Consider the following 21,365-nt stretch of genomic DNA (forward strand, 5'->3'; position numbering starts at 1 on the left):
TCCCAGCCTTTAAGCCGCTACCCTGACTAAGCAGACCAGCCGCCTCCCAGCGACCGGTAAAGATCGATTTGTGCCAGCAGCAGATTATTTTTCACTTGCACGACGCTGAGCTGGGTGGAAAACAGCGTGCGCTGCGCGTCCAGCACATCCAGATAGGAGGAGTAGCCGTTGCGATAGCGATTCTGCGCAATTCTGAGCGTATCGCTGGCCACCTGTTGCTGTTCCTCAAGCGCTTCGAGCTGTTCCCGATAGCGGGTAATGGCGTCCAGGCTGTCGTTCACTTCGCCAAAGGCACTGCGAACGGTTTTTTCATATCCGTACAGCGCCTGATTTCGCTGAGACATTGAGATGTCCACCTGCGCATTCAGTGCCTGGCGGTTAAGCAGCGGGGCGAGAATACTGCCGCCGAGGCTCCATAAGCGTAGTGGATTGTCGAGCAGGCCTGGCAATGTCGCATCCTGATAGCTGCCCGTGGCGGTCAGGTTGATGGAAGGTAGCAGTTGTGCCTCAGAGGAGGCCAGCGTTTCATCGGCAGCCAGCAGTGCTCGCTGCGCCTGAACGATATCCGGTCGGCGATTTAACAGGGTTGAAGGCAGTTGCGAGGGCAAGGTTAGCGGTGTCAGCGCGTCAAAGACCTGGCGTTCAACACTGGCGGGGTTTTGTCCGAGCAATAAACTGAGTGCATTTTCCTGCTGAGCGATTTGGTGCTGCAACAGCGGAACCTGTGCCCGCGTGCCACGCAGTTCGGAATCAGCCTGCATCAGCTCCAGCCGTGATGTGTAGCCTGTTTCATACTGGCGTTTTGCCAGCTGATAAGCTTCCTCACGAGATTTCAGCGTATTCTGCGTGACCTGCAGCTGTTCATCGAGAGACAGCAGCGTCACATAACCTGCTGCTACGCTGGATGCGACGGTCAATTCTGCCGCAGAAGCCGCTGCTTTCTGTGCCGCCAGCGACGCTTGCGCTGCGCGCGATGCCGAGCGGTTCGCTCCCCATAAATCCACATCGTAGCTGGCGGTCAGGCTGCCTTTATACAGCGTGCTGTGGATGGGCAGGTCCGTTGCGGCCGATTGCGCGCGAGCTCGCGCCCCGCTGACATCCGCATCAAGTGACGGGAAGAGAGAACCTTCTGTAGCGTAAGCCCGGGCCTGATATTCATTCACGCGTTCGCGGGCGATTAACACGTCGCTGTTGTAACGCAGCGCCTGATCCACATAACGATTCAGCGAACTGTCATGAAACTGCCGCCACCAGACGCTTTCAGCCGGGCTGGCTGGGCCAATGCTTTGCCGCCATTGCGTTGGGATCACCAGTTGTGAGTCAGCTTTCTGCACATCAACGGCATGGCATCCTGCCAGCAACAACGCAACCGCTACGGACGTTAAGCGTCTCATTGTTTCGCCTCGCGGGTATCAATCGTGACCTGAACAGACATTCCTGGGCGCAGGCGTTCGGCATTTTTTTGTCCTTCGTTGACGGTTATCCGTACCGGAATTCGCTGGGCAATTTTCACAAAGTTGCCGGTGGCGTTATCCGGCGAGATAGCGCTGAACTCCACGCCCGTTGCAGGCGAAATGCTCTGCACGGTGCCGTGGAATTGTTCATCATTGAGTGCATCGACGGTAAAGGTAGCTGGCTGTCCGACTTTCAGTTCAGCAAGCTGAGTCTCTTTAATATTGGCAATCACCCAATGCTGCGGCGGAACCAGCGTCGTCAGGTGCGTGCCTGCGGTGACGTAAGCGCCCAGGCGCACGCTGATTTGCCCCAGTTGGCCCTCACGAGGCGCAATAATTCGGGTGTTTTGCAGATCGATTTGCGCCAGTTCGAGCGAGGCTTTGGCGTTCGCCACATCAGCTTCCAGCGAAGCGCGATTGACGATAGTGGACTGCAAATCCTGGCGTGACATCTCAAGAGTGGCTTTCGCCTGAGCGATATCGGCATTTCCCTGAGCCGCACTGGCCAGGGCGGCGTCGCGTTCGCGAATCGAAAGCGAGCCATCGGAAGTCAGCTCTTTAACGCGCTTGAGGTCGGCCTGCGATTTTAAATTCTGTGCTTTGGCGTTATCCAGCGCCGCGATGTTGCGGGCGATCACGGCCTCCGCGCTGTTACGCTGCTGAAGGTTATTGTTCAGTGCGGCCTGTTTCATCGCCAGTTGTGCCTGTGCCTGATGAACGCGCTGGCGGTAAATGCGGTCATCAATCTGAATTAACACATCGCCTTGCTTAACGTGGTCGAAGTCTTTCACGTTGACGGCGGTGATATAGCCGTTGACCTGCGGGCTGATAAAAGTGGTCATGCCGCGCACATAAGCATTATCGGTAAACTGGCTGTGGCGCGTGAAGGGCGGCAGTTGCCAGGCGTAGAGAATAACCAGTACCCCGACAAGCCCAATCGCCGCAGCGGTGAAAACAGATACCACGCGCAGGTTATTGCGCGTGTGGGCCTGCTCGGTGGCGGCATCCTGCTGACTCATAAAGACTCCTGTAAACAGAACTTAATCATTTGCTTCCCGTGGCTTTTCTTAATGCCAGATGGGCGGTCACGCGCAGGCGCAGCAACCGCCATAAGATCCACACCAGCGTGGTGCCCGCAATCGCGGCGGTCAACAGGTAGGTGTCGTTGTAGGCCAGGATGTTGGCCTCCAGCGTACTGAGGGTCTGGAGCTGCGTTAGCGCCTGGACGCCCAGCAGCGAGCTGTCGCCAATCTGGCTTTGAAACAGTTGGGTGTATTGCTGAAGGCGTTCGCTGACCAGCGGGTTGAGGGTAGTGAGCTGCTCGGCAATCAGCGCCGAATGGTATTTTTCGCGCCAGGTCTGGAAGGTGCCGAGAAGGGCTGAGCCCAGCAGGCCACCGATATTCTGGCTCATGCCAAACAGCACCGAGAAACTGACCAGATTGCGTGGGTCGGCGATCACACCGCCAATGCCAGCCAGCATAGACGGGGCGATGAAGAAAGCGCTGGCAAATCCCAATAAGAACTGGCTGACCATCAGCTGGTCCGGGCGGGTCAGGCTGCTGGACTGGCTGTCCATCAGTGAGGCCACAATCATCAGTGCCAGCGAGGTGACGATCGGCCATGCCAGTCGCTGAGGTTTGAGCGTCAGGCAACTGGCGACAATCCCACAGCTGATCCCGGCAAATATAGACCATGCCAGCGGGATCATTTGTTCGTTTTGCAGGCCGACATACTGTAACCAGCCAATGACACCGGTGTTCTGTTCCGCCAGCACGATGCGGATCAGCAGCATAATCAGCCCTAATCGCAAAATACTGCCGCTCGAAAGCCAGCGCGTATTGAGCAGCGGGTTGCTGCGGTTATGCTCAAAAGCAATGGCGCTGATGATAAGCACCGTCGCCAGCGCCAGCGACCAGCCAATCCACGGTGCTTCAAACCACCAGTCGAGACGACCGAGTGACAGCACCGCGCACAGCAGCGCCATGCCGGGTGCAAGCAGGAAGAAGGTGATGAAATCTTTCTTCTCGAACACCTTTTTGCGATCGCTGGGCGGGAGCTTGAGCGCAATCACGCAGGCCAGACAAATCAGCGCCAGCCCGAGCTCGAAGAAGTAGAGCCCACGCCACTCATCAAGCTGCAACAGCTCGGTGGAAAACAAACGGGCCAGCGGTATGGCGAGCGACGACCCGGTAATGCCAATCGTCAGGCCTTTAAGGCGGTGGCGAGCGGGCCAGGCCTGGATCTGGTAATAAATGCCGAGCGAACTCAACGCCGCGGCCACCATGCCGTGAGCGGCGCGAACCATCAGGGCGCTGTTCAAATCGTTGACGAAAAGATGGAAAAACGTCACCAGCACATACAGCACCAGAAAGCCTTCGGTGAAAGCCCGCAGCCCGAACTGCTGGCGGAATTTTACCAGCAGCAGGTTAATGGAGACGTTGGTCATCACATAAACCGCTGGCAGCCAGGCAATCTCCGTCGACCAGGCCGCGAAGGTGCCTTGCAGGTTTTGCAGATTCGCGGTGACGACGGCGTTGCCCAAAGCCCCGGTCAGGCACACCAATAAACCGACAATCCCATAGGCGATGCGCCTTGGAACAGGATGCTCCGGCGTGGACGGTGAGCCGAGAAGGGCGGGCTTTTCGTGAGGTGCCCAGTCGTGCGGTGCGTATGGATCGCGTTTGGGCAGGCTCATGCTATCCCTTAGATCTTGCAGAAAATGACTTCATCATGTGAATTGTTAGCAGGCTAACGAGTGTAATGCGCTTTTAAGACATTACTCAAGTGAATATCTCAATATTGTAACAAAATCAGAGTGAATGAAAGTGCGAAAGGAGAGGTCAGAAACAGGGGCAATTGCTCGCTTTCGGAGTGATCTACTGTCATCATCGCCGGCGACCGTTACCCTGTAGGAAGACACATGAAAGAAGGGAACATTATGCTGACGACCTTTCCCCATCTGAATGACGACACGTTGCAGGCCGCCAATAGCGTAGGTGAGTGGCTGGCACAGAACGATTTTTCCACACCGCCTGTCAATGTTGAGGCCGATCTGGTGGTGCTGGCTGGCAACGCCGTGATGCCAACGATTGATGCCGCTTGCCGACTGGCGGCGGAAAACCGCACGTTGCTGATCAGCGGCGGCATTGGGCACTCCACCACGTTTCTCTATGCGGCCGTTGCCCGTCATCCACGTTACAACATACTCCGCACCACCGCCCGGGCGGAAGCCTCGATTCTGGCGGATATTGCTCATCAGTACTGGAATATTCCCCTCGATCGCATCGTGGTGGAAGACCGCTCCACCAACTGCGGCGAAAATGCCCGTTTCACCCGTGAAGTGATGCAGGAGCGCGGCATCCCTTGTCAGAGCGGCATTGTGGTGCAGGATCCGACCATGCAGCGCCGGACCATGGCGACTTTTGCGCACGTGTGGCAGGACGCCCCCCAGGCGCCACAATGGCGGAGCTATCCGGGCTACCTGCCGGTGTTGCGTAACGCCACCCACGGGCTGACCTTTACCGATGAAGCCGATGCTGTCTGGCCGGTGGAGCGCTATTTGTCACTGCTGCTGGGTGAATTGCCGCGTTTGCTCGACGATGAAAACGGCTACGGCCCACGTGGTAAAGGGTTTATTGCCCATGTCGATATCCCCGACAGGGTGATGGCGGCCTGGCAAACGCTGCAAGAAGATTCGCGCCTGCGTGAGGCACTCACCAGTCGTTCACTGCTGTAAAAGCGAGACATAAAATGCCCGTTTGCGACAGAAACAACGCAAACGGGCAAAACGTGTTACGAAAATGTTTAAGCTGAATCGCGTCCATAAGCCTGCTTTTATGATATATCTCACAAATACAGCATCATAGGGTAGGAATCAGCCCCCTTAAATCTCGATATTTAACATTAAGTTTACTTATTAAAAACGATGCATTTACAGGAGCGATTCATGACGGCACCCGTACAACACCCAATGTATATCGATGGTCAGTTTGTGTCCTGGCAGGGCGACAGCTGGATTGATGTGGTCAACCCTTCCACTGAGGCGATCCTCTCCCGCATCCCTGATGGTTCCGCCAAAGAAGCGCAACAGGCGATTGATGCCGCAGAACGCGCTCAGCCGGCCTGGGAAGCTCTGCCAGCTATAGAGCGTGCTGGCTGGTTACGTAAGATTGCCGCGGGTATTCGCGAGCGCGCCGCTGAAATCAGTTCGCTGATTGTGGCGGAAGGCGGCAAAATCCAGCAGCTGGCCGAAGTGGAAGTCTTCTTCACTGCCGATTACCTCGATTACATGTCCGAATGGGCTCGTCGCTACGAAGGGGAAATTCTGCAAAGCGACCGTCCGGGCGAAAACATCTTTGTCTTCAAACGTGCATTGGGCGTCACCACCGGTATTCTGCCGTGGAACTTCCCGTTCTTCCTGATTGCCCGCAAGCTGGCTCCTGCGCTGATCACCGGTAACACGATCGTTATCAAGCCAAGCGAATTCACGCCAAACAACGCTATTGCGTTTGCGCAAATCGTGCATGAAATCGGCCTGCCAAAAGGCGTCTTCAATCTGGTGTTGGGCCGTGGTGAAACCGTCGGTCAGGAACTGGCGGGTAACCCGAAAGTGGCGATGGTCAGCATGACCGGCAGCGTGGGCGCAGGTGAGAAAATCATGACCGCCGCCGCCAAAAATATCACCAAAGTGTGCCTGGAACTCGGCGGTAAAGCGCCAGCCATCGTGCTGGATGATGCGAATCTGGATCTGGCAGTAAAAGCGATTGTCGACTCCCGCGTGATCAACACCGGGCAGGTCTGTAACTGCGCAGAGCGCGTCTATGTGCAGAAAGGCATTTACGATCAGTTTGTGAATCGTCTGGGTGAAGCGATGAAAGCCGTACAGTTTGGTGACCCGGCGCAGCGAAATGATATCGCCATGGGGCCATTGATCAACGCCGCGGCGCTGGAACGCGTTGAACAGAAAGTCGCAAAAGCGGTTGAGCAGGGCGCGAAAGTGGTACTTGGCGGGAAAGCGGTGGAAGGGAAAGGCTATTTCTATCCGCCGACGCTGCTGCTTGATGTGCGTCAGGACATGACCATCATGCACGAAGAAACCTTCGGCCCGGTGCTGCCCGTCGTGGCGTTTGATACGCTGGATGAAGCGCTGGCGATGGCCAACGACAGCGAGTATGGTCTGACGTCCTCTGTTTACACTCAGGATCTCAATAAGGCGATGAAAGCCATCAAAGGGCTGAAGTTCGGCGAAACCTACATCAACCGCGAAAACTTCGAAGCGATGCAGGGGTTCCATGCGGGCTGGCGTAAATCCGGCATTGGCGGCGCAGATGGCCGTCATGGCCTGGAAGAGTATCTCCAGACGCAGGTGGTTTATTTGCAGTCCTGATACCTCTGGGGCGATTGCCCCAGATCTCGTGCAGGCCGGGTAAGCGCCAGCGCCACCCGGCAATTCGCACCCGGCAAAAATGCAAACGCTGTGCTACAAATTAGGGCTCACCTGAAAAAGTCGAGGTTTGCCCGTGACTGAAAAAGTAAATGCCCGGTGCCACTGTGGAACAGTGAAATTTACCGTCGAACTGGCGGATGGATTCAACACCATCAGACGCTGCAACTGCTCTTTTTGCCGGATGCGCGGCGCGGTGGTGGTTTCTGCACCGCTCTCGGGAATAACCGTTACGCAAGGCAAGGACAAGCTGACGGAATATCGCTTCAACACCCACACTGCCGCCCATTATTTCTGTTCCGTTTGCGGGATTTACACCTTCCATCAGCGCCGTTCGAATCCCAACCAGTTTGGCGTCAACGTGGCCTGTATCGAGGGCGTCTCACCGTTTGATTTCCACGAAGTGACGGTGGCCGATGGCGTGAATCATCCCTCTGATGGCGGCGGTGGCACGGCGGGAATTCTGCGTTATAGCCCCGTAAAATAAGGGGCTGGCGTTAATCTGAAAAGCCTTAGCCACTGCGACATTCGGACTTAACGTAGCGAGCATATTGCTATGATCCCCTTTTAACGAGGTGATTATGGCAATAGCAAAAAACTGGTCTCCGGAATTAGAAGGCATGCGCGGGGTCGCATCGCTGTGGGTCTTTCTCGGGCATATCGCCCTGTTGGTCAACTGCAAAATCCCGATAATCGCGGTGCCGAAACTCGGCGTCGATTTGTTTATTTTGCTGTCCGGCTACCTGATGGCCAAAAACTATATTGAACGTCAGGACAAAGAGCCCTGGAGTGCCTGGCAGACGATAAAAACGTTCTGGATGCGACGTTATTTTCGTATCGCGCCTCTGTATTACGTGATGCTGTTTATCGCGCTCGTCAGCGGGCATTTTATGGGTGAGATGCGCCAGATTATCGGTGAAGCCTTTCCTTCAACGGTGACCGAAACGTCGCGCTACAGCGATATCTCTTTCATGAATTTGCTCACCCACGTGACGTTTGTCTTCGGTGATTTGCCGCAGTATGCCTATAACACCGCGCTGCCAGACTGGAGTATCGGGCTGGAAATGCAGTTTTACCTGTTATTCCCGTTCATCATGCTGCTGACGATGCGTTGGGGCTTTGCGACGACGCTGGTGGTGTTGATGGGGCTGGTGGCGGTAGGGCGCTATTTGCTGCCGGGCATGTACGAGGCGTTCCCGATGCCGTCGATGATCCTGATTAAACTGCATATGTTTATCGCCGGAATGCTAATGGCTGAAGCGGTGAGACAACGTCGTTTGCTGTTTGTTTTACTGGCGCTGCTTGCACCGGTCGTGAGCGCCATCATGAACATTCGCATGGATTCGGTGCAGATTTTCTTTGAAGCGTTCATGATTGTCGGCATGACGGGCGTGCTGTGGCGCTATCAGCAACCGGGCATCGTGGCAAAAGTCTTCAGCGTGCCGCGTTGGTTGTTGAGCCATCGGCTGTTCACCTGGCTTGGCGATGTGTCCTATTCCGTGTATTTGCTGCACCTGCTGATTGTCATGCCGGTCATTGCCTTCCTGCTGAACCATTCCCCTATTGCGCAGCATTCGAGCGGAGCCCGTTATCTGCTGACCGTCGGGATTTGCCTGCCCATCGTTTACTTGCTCGCCACGTTGCTTCACCGTTATATCGAAATGCGGGGCATTGACCTGGGTAAACGTATTATCAAAAATCGCGCGGCCAACGAAAAGGCGCTTAACCTCTCTTAAAAAAGCAGGGCATAAGACTGAGCTTATGCCCTGGCTTTCGTTCATCGCAGAAAGGAAAGCGAGAGGATTGACGTGCGGCGAAGGGTTACAGTTTTACAAACTTCTCCAGCACGCGAATAAGCTGGGTAACGAAGCCGTATTCGTTGTCATACCACGACACGGTTTTGACCAGTTGCAGATCGCCAACCTCTGTGATTTCAGTCTGAGTGGCATCAAAGACTGAACCAAAATGGCTGCCAATCACATCGGAAGAGACAATTTCTTCGTCGGTGTAGCCAAACGACTCGTTACCGTCGGTGGCTTTTTTCAGCGCCGCGTTCACCTCATCAGCCGTGACCTTTTTACCCAGAATCGACACCAGCTCCGTCACTGAACCGGTTTTTACTGGCACGCGCTGCGCATGGCCTTTGAGCTTGCCGTTCAGTTCAGGGATAACCAGGCCGATGGCTTTCGCCGCGCCAGTGGTATGAGGAATGATGTTCTCCGCTGCGGCACGTGAGGCACGCAAATCTTTACCGCGAGGGCCATCGACCAGCGCCTGAGTGCCGGTATAGGCGTGGATGGTGGTCATGGTGCCGACTTTAATTTCAAACGCATCGTGTAGCGCTTTCGCCATCGGCGCCAGGCAGTTGGTGGTGCAGGACGCTACAGAAATGATGGTGTCCTTGCCGTCCAGCGTATCGTCATTGACGTTAAACACGATGGTTTTCATGTCTCCGGCAGGGGCGGAGACCAGCACTTTTTTTGCCCCGGCATCAAGGTGAGCCTGAGCTTTGTCCGTGGCGGTATAGAACCCGGTGCATTCGACAATCAGTTCCGCACCCGCTGTTTTCCACGGAATATTTTTTGCGTCTTTTTCGGCATAAACGGCGATTTTTTTGCCGTCGACAATTAGCGCATCGTCCGTGTGATCGACGCTCCACGGGAACGGACCGTAGTTGGAATCATGCTTCAACAAATAGGCCAGCACTTTCGGCGACGTTAAGTCATTAATGGCGACCACTTCCTGCGCACTGTTGACTTCCAGCAGACGACGCAACACCAGACGGCCAATACGCCCAAACCCATTAATACCCATCTTACTCATTACGTATCTCCTTTGAGAGGCTCAATCACGACGTGAATAAACTCCTCCAGGCTTAGACCAACCGGTCAGATTGGGCAAACGTTCAGTGTGAAGTCGCGGCTAACGGTTTGAAAATCTATACAGAAAAGTTAATGAATTTTTAAGACAACGCCGCTATGTTAACCCTCTCACGGTTTTGACGCGGACATCATGATGCGAGAAAAATACTCTGGCCTACAGATTGGCATTCACTGGCTGGTCTTTCTGCTGGTTATTGGCGCTTACTGCGCAATGGAATTGCGCGGTTTCTTCCCGCGCACTTATCGACCGTATTTCAACATGGTGCATGTGTCGTGCGGCATTTCGATTCTGGTGTTGATGGTGGCCCGTCTGCTGGTGCGCCTGAAACAGAAGTCGCCGCCGATTGTGCCTAAACCGAAGCCATGGATGACCGGCATGGCGCATTTAGGCCATCTGGTGATTTACCTGCTGTTCATTATTCTGCCGATTATCGGCCTGGTGATGATGTACAACCGCGGAAATCCGTGGATTGCCTTCGGTATTACCATGCCACATGCGGCAGAGGCCAATTTCGATTTGGCCGATAATCTGAAGGAGTATCACGTCCTGCTGGCAACCATCGGTTATTACGTGATTGGATTGCACGCCCTGGCGGCGCTGTTGCATCACTATGTCTGGAAGGACAACACGCTGCTGCGCATGATGCCGCGTAAGAAGCAGTAAGGCGTTTCTGGGTAGGCCGGATAAGCGTTAGCGCCATCCGGCAATTGTTGCCCGGCGGCACTGTGTTTGCCGGGCCTACAACAAATGCGTTAACTCCCCGGCATTGATTTACGAATGGCACTCAACAACGTCTGTGCGCCAGCTGAAAGCTGGGTATCGACCCGAGTCAGAATGCCGATCGGTTCTCCCGCCACCTGAGTGGTCACCGGCAACGCTGCCAGCGTACCGCGTCGCAAATCATCTTTCACCGCGCCGGACGGCACAAACCACACGTAGTCGAAATCTACCGTGAGCTGGCGAGAGAGCGATGCCGAGAGCGTTTCAATACAGCCCGCCGGAAGTTTACACCCCTGACTTAACACCAGCGCTTCCGCGTTCTGGCGCGGAACTGTCCCTTTCGGCGAAACCACCACCGGCCATTCCATCACTTTGCTAAGCGTGACCGTCTCCTGCAACAGCGGGTGATCCGGACGCACAACCAGCTTCAGCGACTCCAGAAACAGCAACTCATAGTTCAGGCCACTCATGAGTTCCGGGTCGGACATCCGGCCAATACCCAGATCGATCTCCCCGGATTTCAGGCCTGCCAGCAGCATGGTGTTATTCATGGTCGCCACTTGCAGGGTGATATCTTTTTGCTGTTTGTGAAACTCACCGATCACCGCAGGCAGTATGCCCAACGCCGCCGTGGGCAGCGCGCCAATTCTCACCACATCATTGCTGATGCCTTCTTTGCGATTCAGCGCCTGTCCTGCGGTATTCAGGGCATCCAGCACTTTCACCGCATGGGTCAGAAACTGTTCGCCAACCAGCGTGAGCTGAGCGCCCATTCGCCCGCGATCGAAAAGGCGAGTGCCGGTAAGCTGTTCCAGTTCATTGAGGGTTTTCGACAGCGCAGGCTGGCTAAGATTGAGCGTTTCCGCCGCGCGCCCCAGCGTTCCCTGTTGAGCGACGGCGACAAAGGTATGCAAATGGCGCAAGCGAATGCGCTGACTGAAGAGACCGTTTTTTTCCATAACCGGATGTTAAAGACAGAACAAAGCGGTTTACAAGACAACTTGTTTAATTTTGATAACTTGATAGCAAAATAATATTAACATATGAGCCATTTGAGTGACATGTGGTTATGGAATGCGCAGTGATATCCCGGCAGCCAGGCGCTGCCGGAAGGGCGATCACAGGTCGAAAAAGACGGTTTCCTTGTCGCCTTGCAGATAAATATCAAAGCGATACACCACTTCATCACCGCGCTGTTCGCGCTGACCGATCAGCGTCTGACGGTGAACTTCCCATTCAATCAGGTTGAGTACCGGGTCGCGCTGGTTGGCGTCCTGTTCATCAGAGAAATACATCCTCGTGTTCAGGCCAATATTGATGCCACGAGCGACAATCCACAGGTTGACGTGAGGGGCCATCAGGCGTCCGTCGCGCCCGATAACTGCGCCCGGCTTGATGGTTTCGAAGCGCCAGGTACCTGAATCAAAATCGGAACAGCTGCGTCCCCAGCCGCGAAAATCCTGGTCGAGCGGTTTCTCTGCCTGTTGATCCGCCGGATGGTTGTAGCGTCCGTTGGCGTTAGCCTGCCAGATTTCCAGCAGCACATCGCGCACCGGAGTGCCTGAGCCGTCAAAAACGCGCCCCTCAAGGGTGATTCGTTCGCCTTCGGTGTGGCTGTTCACCAGAATCGGGCCGAAGTTTTTCTCGAAGATGTGAAAGCCTGCGGCTTCTGGTGCGAGGCCAATATGGACATAAGGCCCGGCGGTCTGTGAGGCGGTTTCCGCTAAATAGTCTTTCATCGTGCAGCTCCCTGAGTGCGGTTTTCAAACAGCGTGGCGCGATGGCCGCGCAGCACCAAATCAAAACGGTACGCCAGGCAGTCCAGCGGCACGGCGGCATGGGTGTCCAGCTCGGCAATCAGGGTACGAATGGCGTCGTCATTATTGATGGTTTTGACGATAGGGCATTGCTTGATCAGCGGGTCGCCTTCGAAATACATCTGGGTAATTAAGCGCTGAGCGAAAGCCTCACCGGAAAGCGAGAAGTGAATGTGCGAGGGGCGCCAGTCGCTGGCCTGATTGCGCCACGGATAAGGGCCGGGCTTAATCGTGCGGAAGAAGTAGTAGCCGTTTTCATCCGTCAGCACACGGCCACAGCCGCCAAAATTGGGGTCGATAGGGGCCAGGTATTGGTCTTTTTTATGACGATAGCGCCCGCCAGCATTGGCCTGCCACACTTCGACCAGCGTGTTTTTCATCGGGCGGCCAAAGCCGTCACGCACGTAGCCATGGACGATAATGCGCTCGCCAATCGGTAAGCCTTCTTTGGCGTAATTCATGATCAGGTCGTTATCTGACGGGCCTAAATCGGCGCTGCTGAAGACCGGGCCGGTGATCTCAGACAAGGAGTTTTGCAGCGAAATAAGGGCATTGCGCGGCGAGCGAAGCACGCTGGTTTTATAGCCTGGTGCGAAAGCCGGTGGGTGGCTGCTGTAGTCGCGATGCACCACTTCGCGTGGTGTCCATTTTTCGGTCATAGGGCGCTCCGGGTAAGAGGGTGTTGTTGTTATGTGCTGGCGTTATGCCGGATTGACCCCTGGCAGTGTGTGTAATCATATTGTTAATTTAAAGTGAATTTATGCGGTTTTTTCCATAACAACAGGTTATTGCCTGCACAAAAATAAGGGAAAATCACGGAGGTTATCCGCGATCACAATTCGGAAATTCTTCCTCCCGACGGCAAATGGCTTATGTACACTCCAGGTAATATTCACTGGAGACATGACATCATGGCGAACACCATCACGGCTGATGAGATTCGGGAAAACTTTTCGCAGGCTATGTCAGCGATGTACCAGCAGGAAGTTCCGCAGTACGGCACGCTGCTGGAACTTGTGGCGGACGTGAACCTGGCGGTCCTGGAGCATAATCCTCATTTACATGAACAGCTGGCGAACGCTGATGAGCTGTCGCGGCTTAACGTGGAGCGTCACGGCGCGATCCGCGTGGGCACTGCCGAAGAGCTGAACACGCTGCGCCGGATGTTTGCGATCATGGGGATGTACCCCGTCAGCTATTACGATCTTTCTCAGGCAGGCGTGCCAGTGCATTCCACCGCGTTTCGTCCGGTGGAGGATGTGGCGCTGGCTCGTAATCCTTTCCGCGTGTTTACTTCACTGCTGCGTCTGGAGCTCATCGAAAATCTCGCCCTGCGGGAGAAAGCCGCTGACATCCTGGCGAAGCGTCAGATTTTCACCCCTCGCTGTCTGGATCTTATTGCTCAGCATGAAGTGCAGGGCGATCTGAGCGAAGCGGAGGGCAAAGAGTTCGTTAAGGAAGCGCTGGAGACGTTCCGCTGGCACAGCCATGCCACGGTTGATCAGGAAACCTATCAGGCGCTGCACAATGAACATCGGCTGATTGCGGATGTGGTGTGCTTCCCTGGTTGCCACATTAATCACCTGACGCCGCGCACGCTGGATATCGACCGCGTGCAGCAGCTGATGCCGGAATACGGCATCGAACCGAAGATCCTGATTGAAGGCCCGCCGCGTCGGGAAGTGCCCATTCTGCTGCGTCAGACCAGTTTTAAAGCGCTGGAAGAGCCGGTGTTGTTTGCAGGCGAACACCGGGGCACGCACTCGGCGCGCTTTGGTGAAATTGAACAGCGTGGTGTGGCGCTGACGCCCAAAGGGCGCGCGCTGTATGACTCTTTACTGACGGAAGCGGGCACCGGAAAAGACAACGTCAGCCATCAGCACCATCTTGCGGAGATGTTTAAGGCTTTCCCGGACAGCGAGATGTTTTTACGTCGCCAGGAGCTGGCCTATTTCCGCTATCGCCTGACGCCCGCCGGGGAAGCCCATCGCCAGGCGTTTCGTCCGGGCGATGATCCGCAGCCCCTGATTGAGCGTGGCTGGCTGGTTGCGCAGCCTGTCACCTACGAAGATTTCCTGCCGGTCAGCGCCGCGGGCATTTTCCAGTCCAATCTGGGGAACGAAACGCAGGCGCGTAGCCACGGTAATTCCAGTAAAGCCGCCTTTGAAGCCGCGCTGGGCTGTGAAGTACTGGACGAGTTTCAGCTTTACCAGGCCGCAGAGGAACGCAGCAAACGTCGTTGCGGGTTACTGTAAAACCTGAATACACTGGGAGCCTTGCAGAGAAAGGATCGCACGTATGCAAACTCCCGTTTTACCGCTAGTGCAGACCCGGCAGGGCGACCTGCTGGGTTTGGTTGAAGACGATATTCATCTCTGGCGAGGCATTCCCTTCGCCACCCCTCCCGTTGGTTCGCTCCGTTGGCGTTCGCCTCAGCCCGTTCTTCCCTGGCAGGGCGTGCGTGAGGCGCATCAGTTTTCTCCGTCAAGCTGGCAGGATATCAACTATTGCCGTGAACTCGGCGGGGGCGATCCGGGTGCCTTTTCCGAAGATTGTCTCTATCTGAATGTCTGGGCTCCGGCTCAGCGAACGCAGCCGTTGCCCGTGATGGTCTGGCTGCACGGCGGCGGGTTTGCCATTGGGGCGGGAAGCCTGCCTCCGTACGACGGTAAAGCACTGGCAAAACGGGATGCGGTGGTGGTTACGGTCAATTACCGACTCGGGCATTTGGGCTTTTTCGCTCATCCTGCTTTGAAAGGGGAAGAAGACGAGCGAGTGTGCAATTTTGCACTGCTGGATCAGATTGCCGCGCTGAAGTGGGTACAGGAAAACATCGCCGCTTTCGGCGGTGACAGTGACAACGTCACCTTATTTGGTGAATCCGCTGGCGCTCGCAGCGTGATGTCGCTGATGGTTTCACCGAAAGCAAAAGGCTTGTTTCATAAAGCCATTATTCAAAGCAGCTACACGCTGTCCGATCAGACGCTCGAACACGCTGAAGCCAAAAGCCAGGCGATTGCCCGCCATTTCGACCTGCACAACGCCACGGCAGAGCAGCTACGGGCGATCCCCGCAGAAAGCCTGTGGCCGCTCGACGGCGAACTGAAACAGGGCCCGGTTCCCATCTGCGGGGATGCCGTATTGCCACAGCCGATGCTGGACATGTTCTTCGCCGCCCGCCAGTATCCGATGCCGGTGATGGTGGGCTCAAACAGCGATGAAGCGAGCGTGATGGCGGTGTTTGGCGTCGACCTGGCCGGGCAAATTCAAAAACTGCGTCGCGAGCGGCGACTGGGATTAGGGCTGATTAAACTGCTCTATCCTGGCGTGAAAGACGATGTGGAGCTGGGCCGACAGGTGTGTCGCGACATGGCGTTTACCACCCTCGGCTATCTGGTGATGCAGGCGCAGCAGCGTGTCGGGCAGCCGTGCTGGCGCTACTGGTTTGACTATGTGGCGCAGGCCGAGCACGACACCTATGCCAACGGAACCTGGCACGGCAATGAAGTGCCCTACGTGTTTGATACCCTGACGCTGGCCGAACCCGCACGTCAGTACGTGAATCAGCATGATTGCGCGTTCTCCGCTCAGGTGGCGGATTACTGGGTGAATTTCGCCCGCCACGCCAGTCTCACCTGTGACACGTTACATGGCCCGCTTCGCTGGCCTGCGGCGATAAAAGGGCGCGACAGGCTTTTACGTATCGGGCTCAACAAGCATGCGGGCTTTAAAGTCGAAAACCGTTTTATGCGTGCCCGGCTGGCACTGTTTCGTCGGGTAATGCGTCATCACGTGACGCTGGATTAAGCAGCCCGTCGCGAAATTGCCTCAGACCGGAAGCCTTCGCTGACCCTTCGCGAACCACCAGGCGGTAGCTGGCACCGGTTTTCACGCTGAGCGCGTAAGGCCGCACGAGCCTGCCGCTCAGCAAATCCTCCTGCACCAGGGTTTCGTCAGCAATCGCGACCCCAAAGCCCTGAATCGCCGCCGTGATGGCTAAATCCATGGTGTCGAAGTGCTGATTTTTTTGCATCGCAGACGGCAACGGCGAGGTGAATTGCGCCAGCCATATCGACCAGTCTGTTTTGTCGCGCGTGGGATGCAAAAACGTCATACCTGAAAACTGTGCATTCTCCGCCAGACGATGGCTGACGACCGGAGTCAGCGCCTCTTCGAAAAGCAGATCGCCTGCATTCAGGTGTGAGCCAAACACAATCGCGGCATCAAACGGTTCCGTCTTGAAGTTAACCGAATGCTCGGTGGTGGTGGTGAGCGCAATCTGCATCTCCGGGAAACGCTGTTCGATATCCACAAGCTTCGGCACCAGCCAGCGCATGGCGCAGGTGGGCGCTTTCAGGCGAACCACGGTTTGCTGCTGGCGAGCCTGTTCGGCCACCGTCACCATTTGATGAAACGAGTTCATCAGCTCCGGATAGAGCGCGCTGCCTTGCGGAGAAAGGCGTAAGCCTCGCGCCAGCCGTTCAAACAGCGGAAAGCCAAACCACGCTTCCAGGGTGGCAATCTTGCGGCTCACTGCGCCCTGAGTCAGGCACAGCTCTTTGGCCGCATGCGTCAGATTGAGATGACGGGCGGTAACGAGGAAGGTTTCGATAGCGTTCAGGGGCAACTGGCTACGTGGCATGCAGACTCCAGCTATGCAATTTGCTCATGGCGGGTATGACATTGCCTCATTGTCCGAAAAATGGCAATCGCCGCCGGGTGCGTGAAGGTAAGGCTGACACTGCTCGGGCGATGTTTTCACCGATTTCCGCACACACCGTCAGCCCCTGAACGAAGGGCCGATCGTGCAGTAAATACGGCAGAGCACCGCAGGCTATTCGCCCGCGCACAAAAGCCGGTTCAAGCAAGGTGTAATCGTCTGCGACATCCGGAAAGTCATCGCCCGTTTCAGCCAGTTGCTGGCGCAGTGTCGGGAAAGGGAGATCGCGGATTTTCAGCGGCTTTTGACCTCGCGCATCAATAAACGTGGCAAATTCAAAGCGCTTATCTTCAGCGATAATGACCGTTTTACTCTTTCCGGTATTCAGGGTGTAATCCTGTCCGAGCGCGTGAATGCTCAGAATCCCCGCATCGCGAAGCGCGAGCAGGCGGCGAATCGATTCAGAAGGGAATCGCGGTGTAGTTATCGATAAACACGCGAGCCAGCCCTTTGCTGAACCGCTCCCTGTCAGGTTCACTGAGATGGGGCACGATATCCTCGACAGGCTCATGCAGACGCAAGAGGGCGTAGCGCCACGCCACGGTGTGTTTGTCTCGCTTATTCCGTTCGACTTCTTCAAGGTTTTTAGCCGCCCAGTGAAACGGGCAGTGCTGCTGCCGGTCGGCAAACCAGGCTTCGGAAAAGGTGTCAGCGTTCAGGGTTTGCAGGGATATCTTTTTGCTCCAGCGAGGATCGGCCAACTCAATCTCTTTCACCATCAGGGCGAAAACACGGTCGAGTAACCCCTCTTGCCCGGCAGCAATTTCGTGCTCAATCGTCTTTTCCGTCACGATTTGCAAAGGTTCGTAGGGCAGAGGGCAGTAGAAATCCGCCTCCGGCAAAATTCCCGAGCGCGACAACAACGCAATGTTTAGCGCATCGCTGCCCTCATCAAGACGAAAAGCAAGCCCGTCGCTGCCGGTTTCGACAAACTCGCCGTGCTGCGCCACAACCGCCATGGCGGCATCAATCGCGCTAAGTGATACGCCCATGATCCCTACCTTTCCGGCATCAATGTGTGCTTCCAGCAAACCAGACCACGGGCTTGGAAAGAAAGAGCGCGTTGCCTGGTCATCATCAGGCCAGACGTGACCTGTCGCCAGTACCACCAGGTCGAAGAGCTCGGGTTGTGAAGCATTAGCCCAGAGTTTTACGCCTTCGTGGGTCACGGCCAAATCCTTTACTTCGCTGGATTCCCGCACTGTTATCCGGAAACCCCGCTGCCGGGCTTGTTCGATCAGCTGCAAAAACTGGCTGCGGTAGTACTCACCAAGCAAAATACGCGGCAAAAATTGTCGTTCATGCAGCGTGGCGTGCTGCACGCCGTAATGGGCCAGATGAAGCGGATCTTGCTGTATCAGCCAGTCAAGATAGGTCGAAAACAGCGGGGGGATTTCAATGCTCGCAATGTTGGCCAGCATCAGCCGGGAATTGTCTTCCTGTGCATAGGGCATACCAACGCCGGCTTCGTCTGCCTGATCATAAAGGGTGATAGCGGCGGCTTTCTGGTTTTCAACCATCGAATAAAGGGTGTAGATCCCGGTCGGGCCGGTGCCAACAATGGCGATGTTTTTCATAGGAGTGACCTGTCATGACCTGCAGCAAGTGTAGTACAGGAAGCCATGCATTTTTCTCATGGCTAATATGACAACAATTCGATTGTCGTTTTATCTGGCATTAGATTGAATAGTTATGCATATTTTCTGAGAAAGGATTGGCAATGACTCTGCGTTCTTCGGTGAAAACCCGCACCAAACTGCCCGATGTGGGCACCACTATCTTTACCGTGATCGGTCAACTTTCCTCTCAACATAATGCGATTAACCTGTCCCAGGGCGCGCCGAACTTTCCGTGTGATTCACGCCTGGTGGCTGGGGTTACGCGAGCCATGGAAGAGGGGCATAACCAGTACGCGCCCATGACCGGCTTACGCCCACTGAAAGAGCGCATCGCCGATAAAATTGCCGATTTGTACGGCACACGTTACGACGTGGACAGCGAAGTGCTGATTACCGCCAGCGCCAGTGAAGGGCTTTATTCAGCGATAAGCGGCCTGGTGCATCCTGGCGATGAGGTCATTTACTTCGAACCTTCCTTCGACAGCTACGCGCCGATTGTCCGCTTGCAGGGCGCAAAGCCTGTTGCGATTAAGCTGACCGTCCCGGATTTCCAGGTGAACTGGGATGAAGTGCGTGCGGCCATTTCGCCTCGCACAAGAATGATCATCGTGAATACGCCGCATAACCCAAGCGGCATGGTTTTCAGCGCAGACGATCTGCAACAGCTGGCGAACCTGACCCACAACACCGACATCGTTATTCTTTCCGATGAGGTGTATGAACATGTGGTGTTTGACGGTGAACCGCATCACGGCATGGCGACACATCCGCAGCTGGCGGAGCGCAGCGTGATAATCTCTTCGTTTGGTAAAACGTACCATGTGACCGGCTGGCGTGTCGGGTACTGCGTTGCGCCGGCTGAGCTGATGGATGAAATCTGCAAAGTGCATCAGTTTTTGATGTTCTCTGCCGATACTCCCATGCAGCACGCGTTTGCTGAGCACATGAACGACCCGCAGACCTGGCTGTCGCTGTCGGCCTTTTACCAGCGCAAACGCGACCTGCTGCAAACGCTGCTGGCTGAATCACCGTTTAAGCTGCTGCCAAGCCGCGGTTCCTTCTTCCTGCTGGCGGACTACAGCCATTTCAGCGATGAAAGCGACAGCGAGATGGTCAAACGGCTTATCGTCGATCATGGCGTCGCTACCATTCCGCTGTCGGCGTTTTATACCGACGGCACGGACAACAACATTATCCGTCTCTCCTTTGCGAAGGATGAGGCTACATTACGGGCAGGCGCTGCGGCCCTGTGTCAGGTAAAACCACGTTAAGGGGCGTTGGCGATGAAAGGTAAAGCACTGATTCTGGGCATGGGCCTGTTCTGCTCACTCTCTTCTTTTGCGGCGGGCTCACTCCGTTTTGGCGTAGAGGCAGAATATCCCCCGTTTGAGAGCCGCAATTCCGCCGGTGAATTGCAAGGGTTTGATATCGATTTAGGCAATGCGATTTGCCAGGCCGCACAGCTGAAATGCAGCTGGGTGGAAAGCTCCTTTGATTCTCTGATCCCAGGTCTGGTGGCGAAAAAGTTTGATGCCATTAACTCGGCGATGAACATCACCGAACAGCGCCGCAAGAGCATCGATTTCACCCAGCCTATTTACCGCATTCCTTCGCAGTTAGTCGGTAAAGAAGGCAGCGGAATGCAGGCGACGCCGGAAGGATTGCAGGTCAAAACCATTGGTGTGCTGCAAGGCTCCATTCAGGAAACCTATGCTAAAGAACACTGGGAAAAACACGGCGTAACGGTTGTGTCTTACAAAGACCAGAATATGGCGTGGGCAGACTTGCTGAATGGCCGTATTGATGCCTCGCTGGTGATGTCTGCCGCCGGGCAGGCGGGTTTCCTCAGCAAGCCGCAGGGCAAAGGATTTGGCTTTATTGGTATGCCCGTCGCCGATGACACTATTCTCGGCAGCGGCATTGGTTTCGGCCTGCGTAAAGGCGATGAGGCCAGCAAAAAACAACTCGACACCGCCATCGACAAAGTTCGCGCCGATGGCACCATTACAAAGCTTGCGGCGAAATACTTCCCCGGTATCGACGTCAGCGTAAAATAATAGCGAGTACGGCTTTGGCTTTGGCCCCGGAGATGATGTCTTCCGGGGCTTTTTTATTATTAAAATCTATTTTTATTCTTTGCGGAAATTTATAGAAAAGGGTTGTTAATTTATCAGATGACGTAAAGCGTTATTATGCTTTCACCTTCAGTGACAGGATCCAGAAGGTCTTTATCTTTTTTTTATTCTTCGGTTATTAACTGAACTTACTTAAATTGTCAGAGGTAAATAATGGCTACCGCAACACGTAATAATAATGAACTCATTGGTGCACTCGCAGCAACGTCAGCCCCCGCACCTTTCGATCCCAGCCCGGCGGCACCTTCGATTGTCAACATCGATTATATCAATGATGACGTCGGCGAAAATACAGGACATATCGCTGAGGATGGGTTAACTGACGATTTACGCCCAACGTTAAGCGGTCACGCTGAAGGCGCGGAAGGGATGGAGCTGAAAGTCTGGTTTAATACCGAACTTGCAGGCTATGCCGTCGTGGATCAGAACGGTAACTAAATAGCTGCGCCGAATAGTAGATCACTTAAAGGGAACTCAGCCCGGATTGTGCGATCTGATCAATCGCCAAACCAACCAAAATCACCAACTGGACTGAGCAATGCCGATCATAGCACCCATCCCCCGAAATGAAC

Annotated in this window: 18 protein-coding genes and 1 pseudogene; 10 read left to right on the forward strand and 9 right to left on the reverse strand. The window is 55.1% G+C overall.

Translation table 11 applies throughout. The features are described from left to right. Positions 1 to 26 precede the first annotated feature (26 nt). From ACRCWW_RS07585 to ACRCWW_RS07595, 3 genes are read right to left on the reverse strand one after another with little or no spacing between them, the layout of a single operon-like run. Positions 27 to 1,394, reverse strand: a complete 1,368-nt coding sequence (locus ACRCWW_RS07585) for an efflux transporter outer membrane subunit (protein ID WP_438681864.1) — start codon at positions 1,392 to 1,394, stop codon at positions 27 to 29. Continuing rightward, positions 1,391 to 2,473 carry an HlyD family secretion protein gene (locus tag ACRCWW_RS07590; RefSeq protein WP_438681865.1) on the reverse strand — a complete coding sequence of 361 codons (1,083 nt, stop codon included), beginning with the start codon at positions 2,471 to 2,473 and terminating at the stop codon, positions 1,391 to 1,393. Before ACRCWW_RS07590 ends, ACRCWW_RS07585 begins: the two co-directional genes overlap by 4 nt. 25 nt (positions 2,474 to 2,498) lie before the next feature. Then, a complete protein-coding gene (locus ACRCWW_RS07595; RefSeq protein WP_438681866.1) occupies positions 2,499 to 4,151 on the reverse strand; it encodes an MFS transporter in 1,653 nt (550 codons plus the stop codon). Between the two features lie 225 nt (positions 4,152 to 4,376). On the opposite strand from ACRCWW_RS07595, the gene ACRCWW_RS07600 reads away from it, so the two are divergent. From ACRCWW_RS07600 to ACRCWW_RS07615, 4 genes are all read left to right on the forward strand, one after another. Next, complete coding sequence (locus ACRCWW_RS07600) at positions 4,377 to 5,192, forward strand: YdcF family protein (protein WP_438681867.1); 816 nt, start codon at positions 4,377 to 4,379, stop codon at positions 5,190 to 5,192. Positions 5,193 to 5,402: 210 nt separating this feature from the next. Then, positions 5,403 to 6,842 (forward strand): aldehyde dehydrogenase, encoded by a 1,440-nt coding sequence (gene aldA, locus ACRCWW_RS07605; RefSeq protein ID WP_438681868.1) that lies wholly within the window; start codon positions 5,403 to 5,405, stop codon positions 6,840 to 6,842. Between the two features lie 133 nt (positions 6,843 to 6,975). Then, entirely contained in the window at positions 6,976 to 7,386 is a 411-nt protein-coding gene (locus tag ACRCWW_RS07610; RefSeq protein ID WP_438681869.1) for a GFA family protein, read from the forward strand. 94 nt (positions 7,387 to 7,480) lie between these two features. Further along, on the forward strand, positions 7,481 to 8,635 hold the full coding sequence (locus ACRCWW_RS07615) for an acyltransferase family protein (RefSeq protein ID WP_438681870.1): 1,155 nt from the start codon (positions 7,481 to 7,483) through the stop codon (positions 8,633 to 8,635). A gap of 85 nt (positions 8,636 to 8,720) precedes the next feature. Here ACRCWW_RS07615 and gap read toward each other — a convergent pair whose 3' ends face one another. After that, entirely contained in the window at positions 8,721 to 9,722 is a 1,002-nt protein-coding gene (gene gap / locus ACRCWW_RS07620; protein WP_438681871.1) for a type I glyceraldehyde-3-phosphate dehydrogenase, read from the reverse strand. A 192-nt stretch (positions 9,723 to 9,914) separates the two neighbouring features. Here gap and cybB point away from each other — a divergent pair, with 192 nt between their 5' ends. Continuing rightward, positions 9,915 to 10,445 (forward strand): cytochrome b561, encoded by a 531-nt coding sequence (gene cybB, locus ACRCWW_RS07625; RefSeq protein ID WP_438681883.1) that lies wholly within the window; start codon positions 9,915 to 9,917, stop codon positions 10,443 to 10,445. A gap of 89 nt (positions 10,446 to 10,534) precedes the next feature. On the opposite strand, the gene ACRCWW_RS07630 is transcribed toward cybB, so the two are convergent. The 3 genes from ACRCWW_RS07630 to pcaH form a co-directional block, all read right to left on the reverse strand. Then, positions 10,535 to 11,461 (reverse strand): LysR substrate-binding domain-containing protein, encoded by a 927-nt coding sequence (locus ACRCWW_RS07630; protein WP_438681872.1) that lies wholly within the window; start codon positions 11,459 to 11,461, stop codon positions 10,535 to 10,537. A 159-nt stretch (positions 11,462 to 11,620) separates the two neighbouring features. Next, positions 11,621 to 12,241, reverse strand: coding sequence for a protocatechuate 3,4-dioxygenase subunit alpha (gene pcaG / locus ACRCWW_RS07635; RefSeq protein WP_438681873.1), 621 nt, complete (start codon positions 12,239 to 12,241; stop codon positions 11,621 to 11,623). Continuing rightward, on the reverse strand, positions 12,238 to 12,978 hold the full coding sequence (pcaH, locus tag ACRCWW_RS07640) for a protocatechuate 3,4-dioxygenase subunit beta (protein WP_438681874.1): 741 nt from the start codon (positions 12,976 to 12,978) through the stop codon (positions 12,238 to 12,240). The genes pcaG and pcaH overlap by 4 nt, the downstream gene beginning before the upstream one ends. Before the next feature lie 252 nt (positions 12,979 to 13,230). Between pcaH and hglS the strand changes: the two genes are divergently transcribed. Beyond that, positions 13,231 to 14,574: a 2-oxoadipate dioxygenase/decarboxylase HglS gene (gene hglS, locus ACRCWW_RS07645; protein ID WP_438681875.1), complete on the forward strand. Its 1,344-nt coding sequence runs from the start codon at positions 13,231 to 13,233 to the stop codon at positions 14,572 to 14,574. 43 nt (positions 14,575 to 14,617) lie between these two features. Beyond that, on the forward strand, positions 14,618 to 16,126 hold the full coding sequence (locus ACRCWW_RS07650; protein ID WP_438681876.1) for a carboxylesterase/lipase family protein: 1,509 nt from the start codon (positions 14,618 to 14,620) through the stop codon (positions 16,124 to 16,126). Here ACRCWW_RS07650 and ACRCWW_RS07655 read toward each other — a convergent pair. Further along, positions 16,065 to 16,961, reverse strand: coding sequence for a LysR family transcriptional regulator (locus ACRCWW_RS07655; RefSeq protein ID WP_438681877.1), 897 nt, complete (start codon positions 16,959 to 16,961; stop codon positions 16,065 to 16,067). The two genes, ACRCWW_RS07650 and ACRCWW_RS07655, sit on opposite strands and share 62 nt — an antisense overlap. 46 nt (positions 16,962 to 17,007) lie before the next feature. Then, positions 17,008 to 18,616 (reverse strand): annotated as a pseudogene (locus ACRCWW_RS07660) (FAD-NAD(P)-binding protein). A gap of 143 nt (positions 18,617 to 18,759) precedes the next feature. On the opposite strand from ACRCWW_RS07660, the gene ACRCWW_RS07665 reads away from it, so the two are divergent. The 3 genes from ACRCWW_RS07665 (at position 18,760) to ACRCWW_RS07675 (ending at position 21,231) form a co-directional block, all read left to right on the forward strand. Then, on the forward strand, positions 18,760 to 19,929 hold the full coding sequence (locus tag ACRCWW_RS07665; RefSeq protein WP_438681878.1) for a pyridoxal phosphate-dependent aminotransferase: 1,170 nt from the start codon (positions 18,760 to 18,762) through the stop codon (positions 19,927 to 19,929). Positions 19,930 to 19,941: 12 nt separating this feature from the next. Beyond that, positions 19,942 to 20,715 carry a transporter substrate-binding domain-containing protein gene (locus ACRCWW_RS07670; RefSeq protein ID WP_438681879.1) on the forward strand — a complete coding sequence of 258 codons (774 nt, stop codon included), beginning with the start codon at positions 19,942 to 19,944 and terminating at the stop codon, positions 20,713 to 20,715. Positions 20,716 to 20,946: 231 nt separating this feature from the next. Then, entirely contained in the window at positions 20,947 to 21,231 is a 285-nt protein-coding gene (locus ACRCWW_RS07675) for a hypothetical protein (RefSeq protein ID WP_438681880.1), read from the forward strand. Positions 21,232 to 21,365: the final 134 nt, after the last annotated feature.

It is taken from the genome of Scandinavium sp. (assembly GCF_051650185.1).
GTDB lineage: Bacteria > Pseudomonadota > Gammaproteobacteria > Enterobacterales > Enterobacteriaceae > Scandinavium.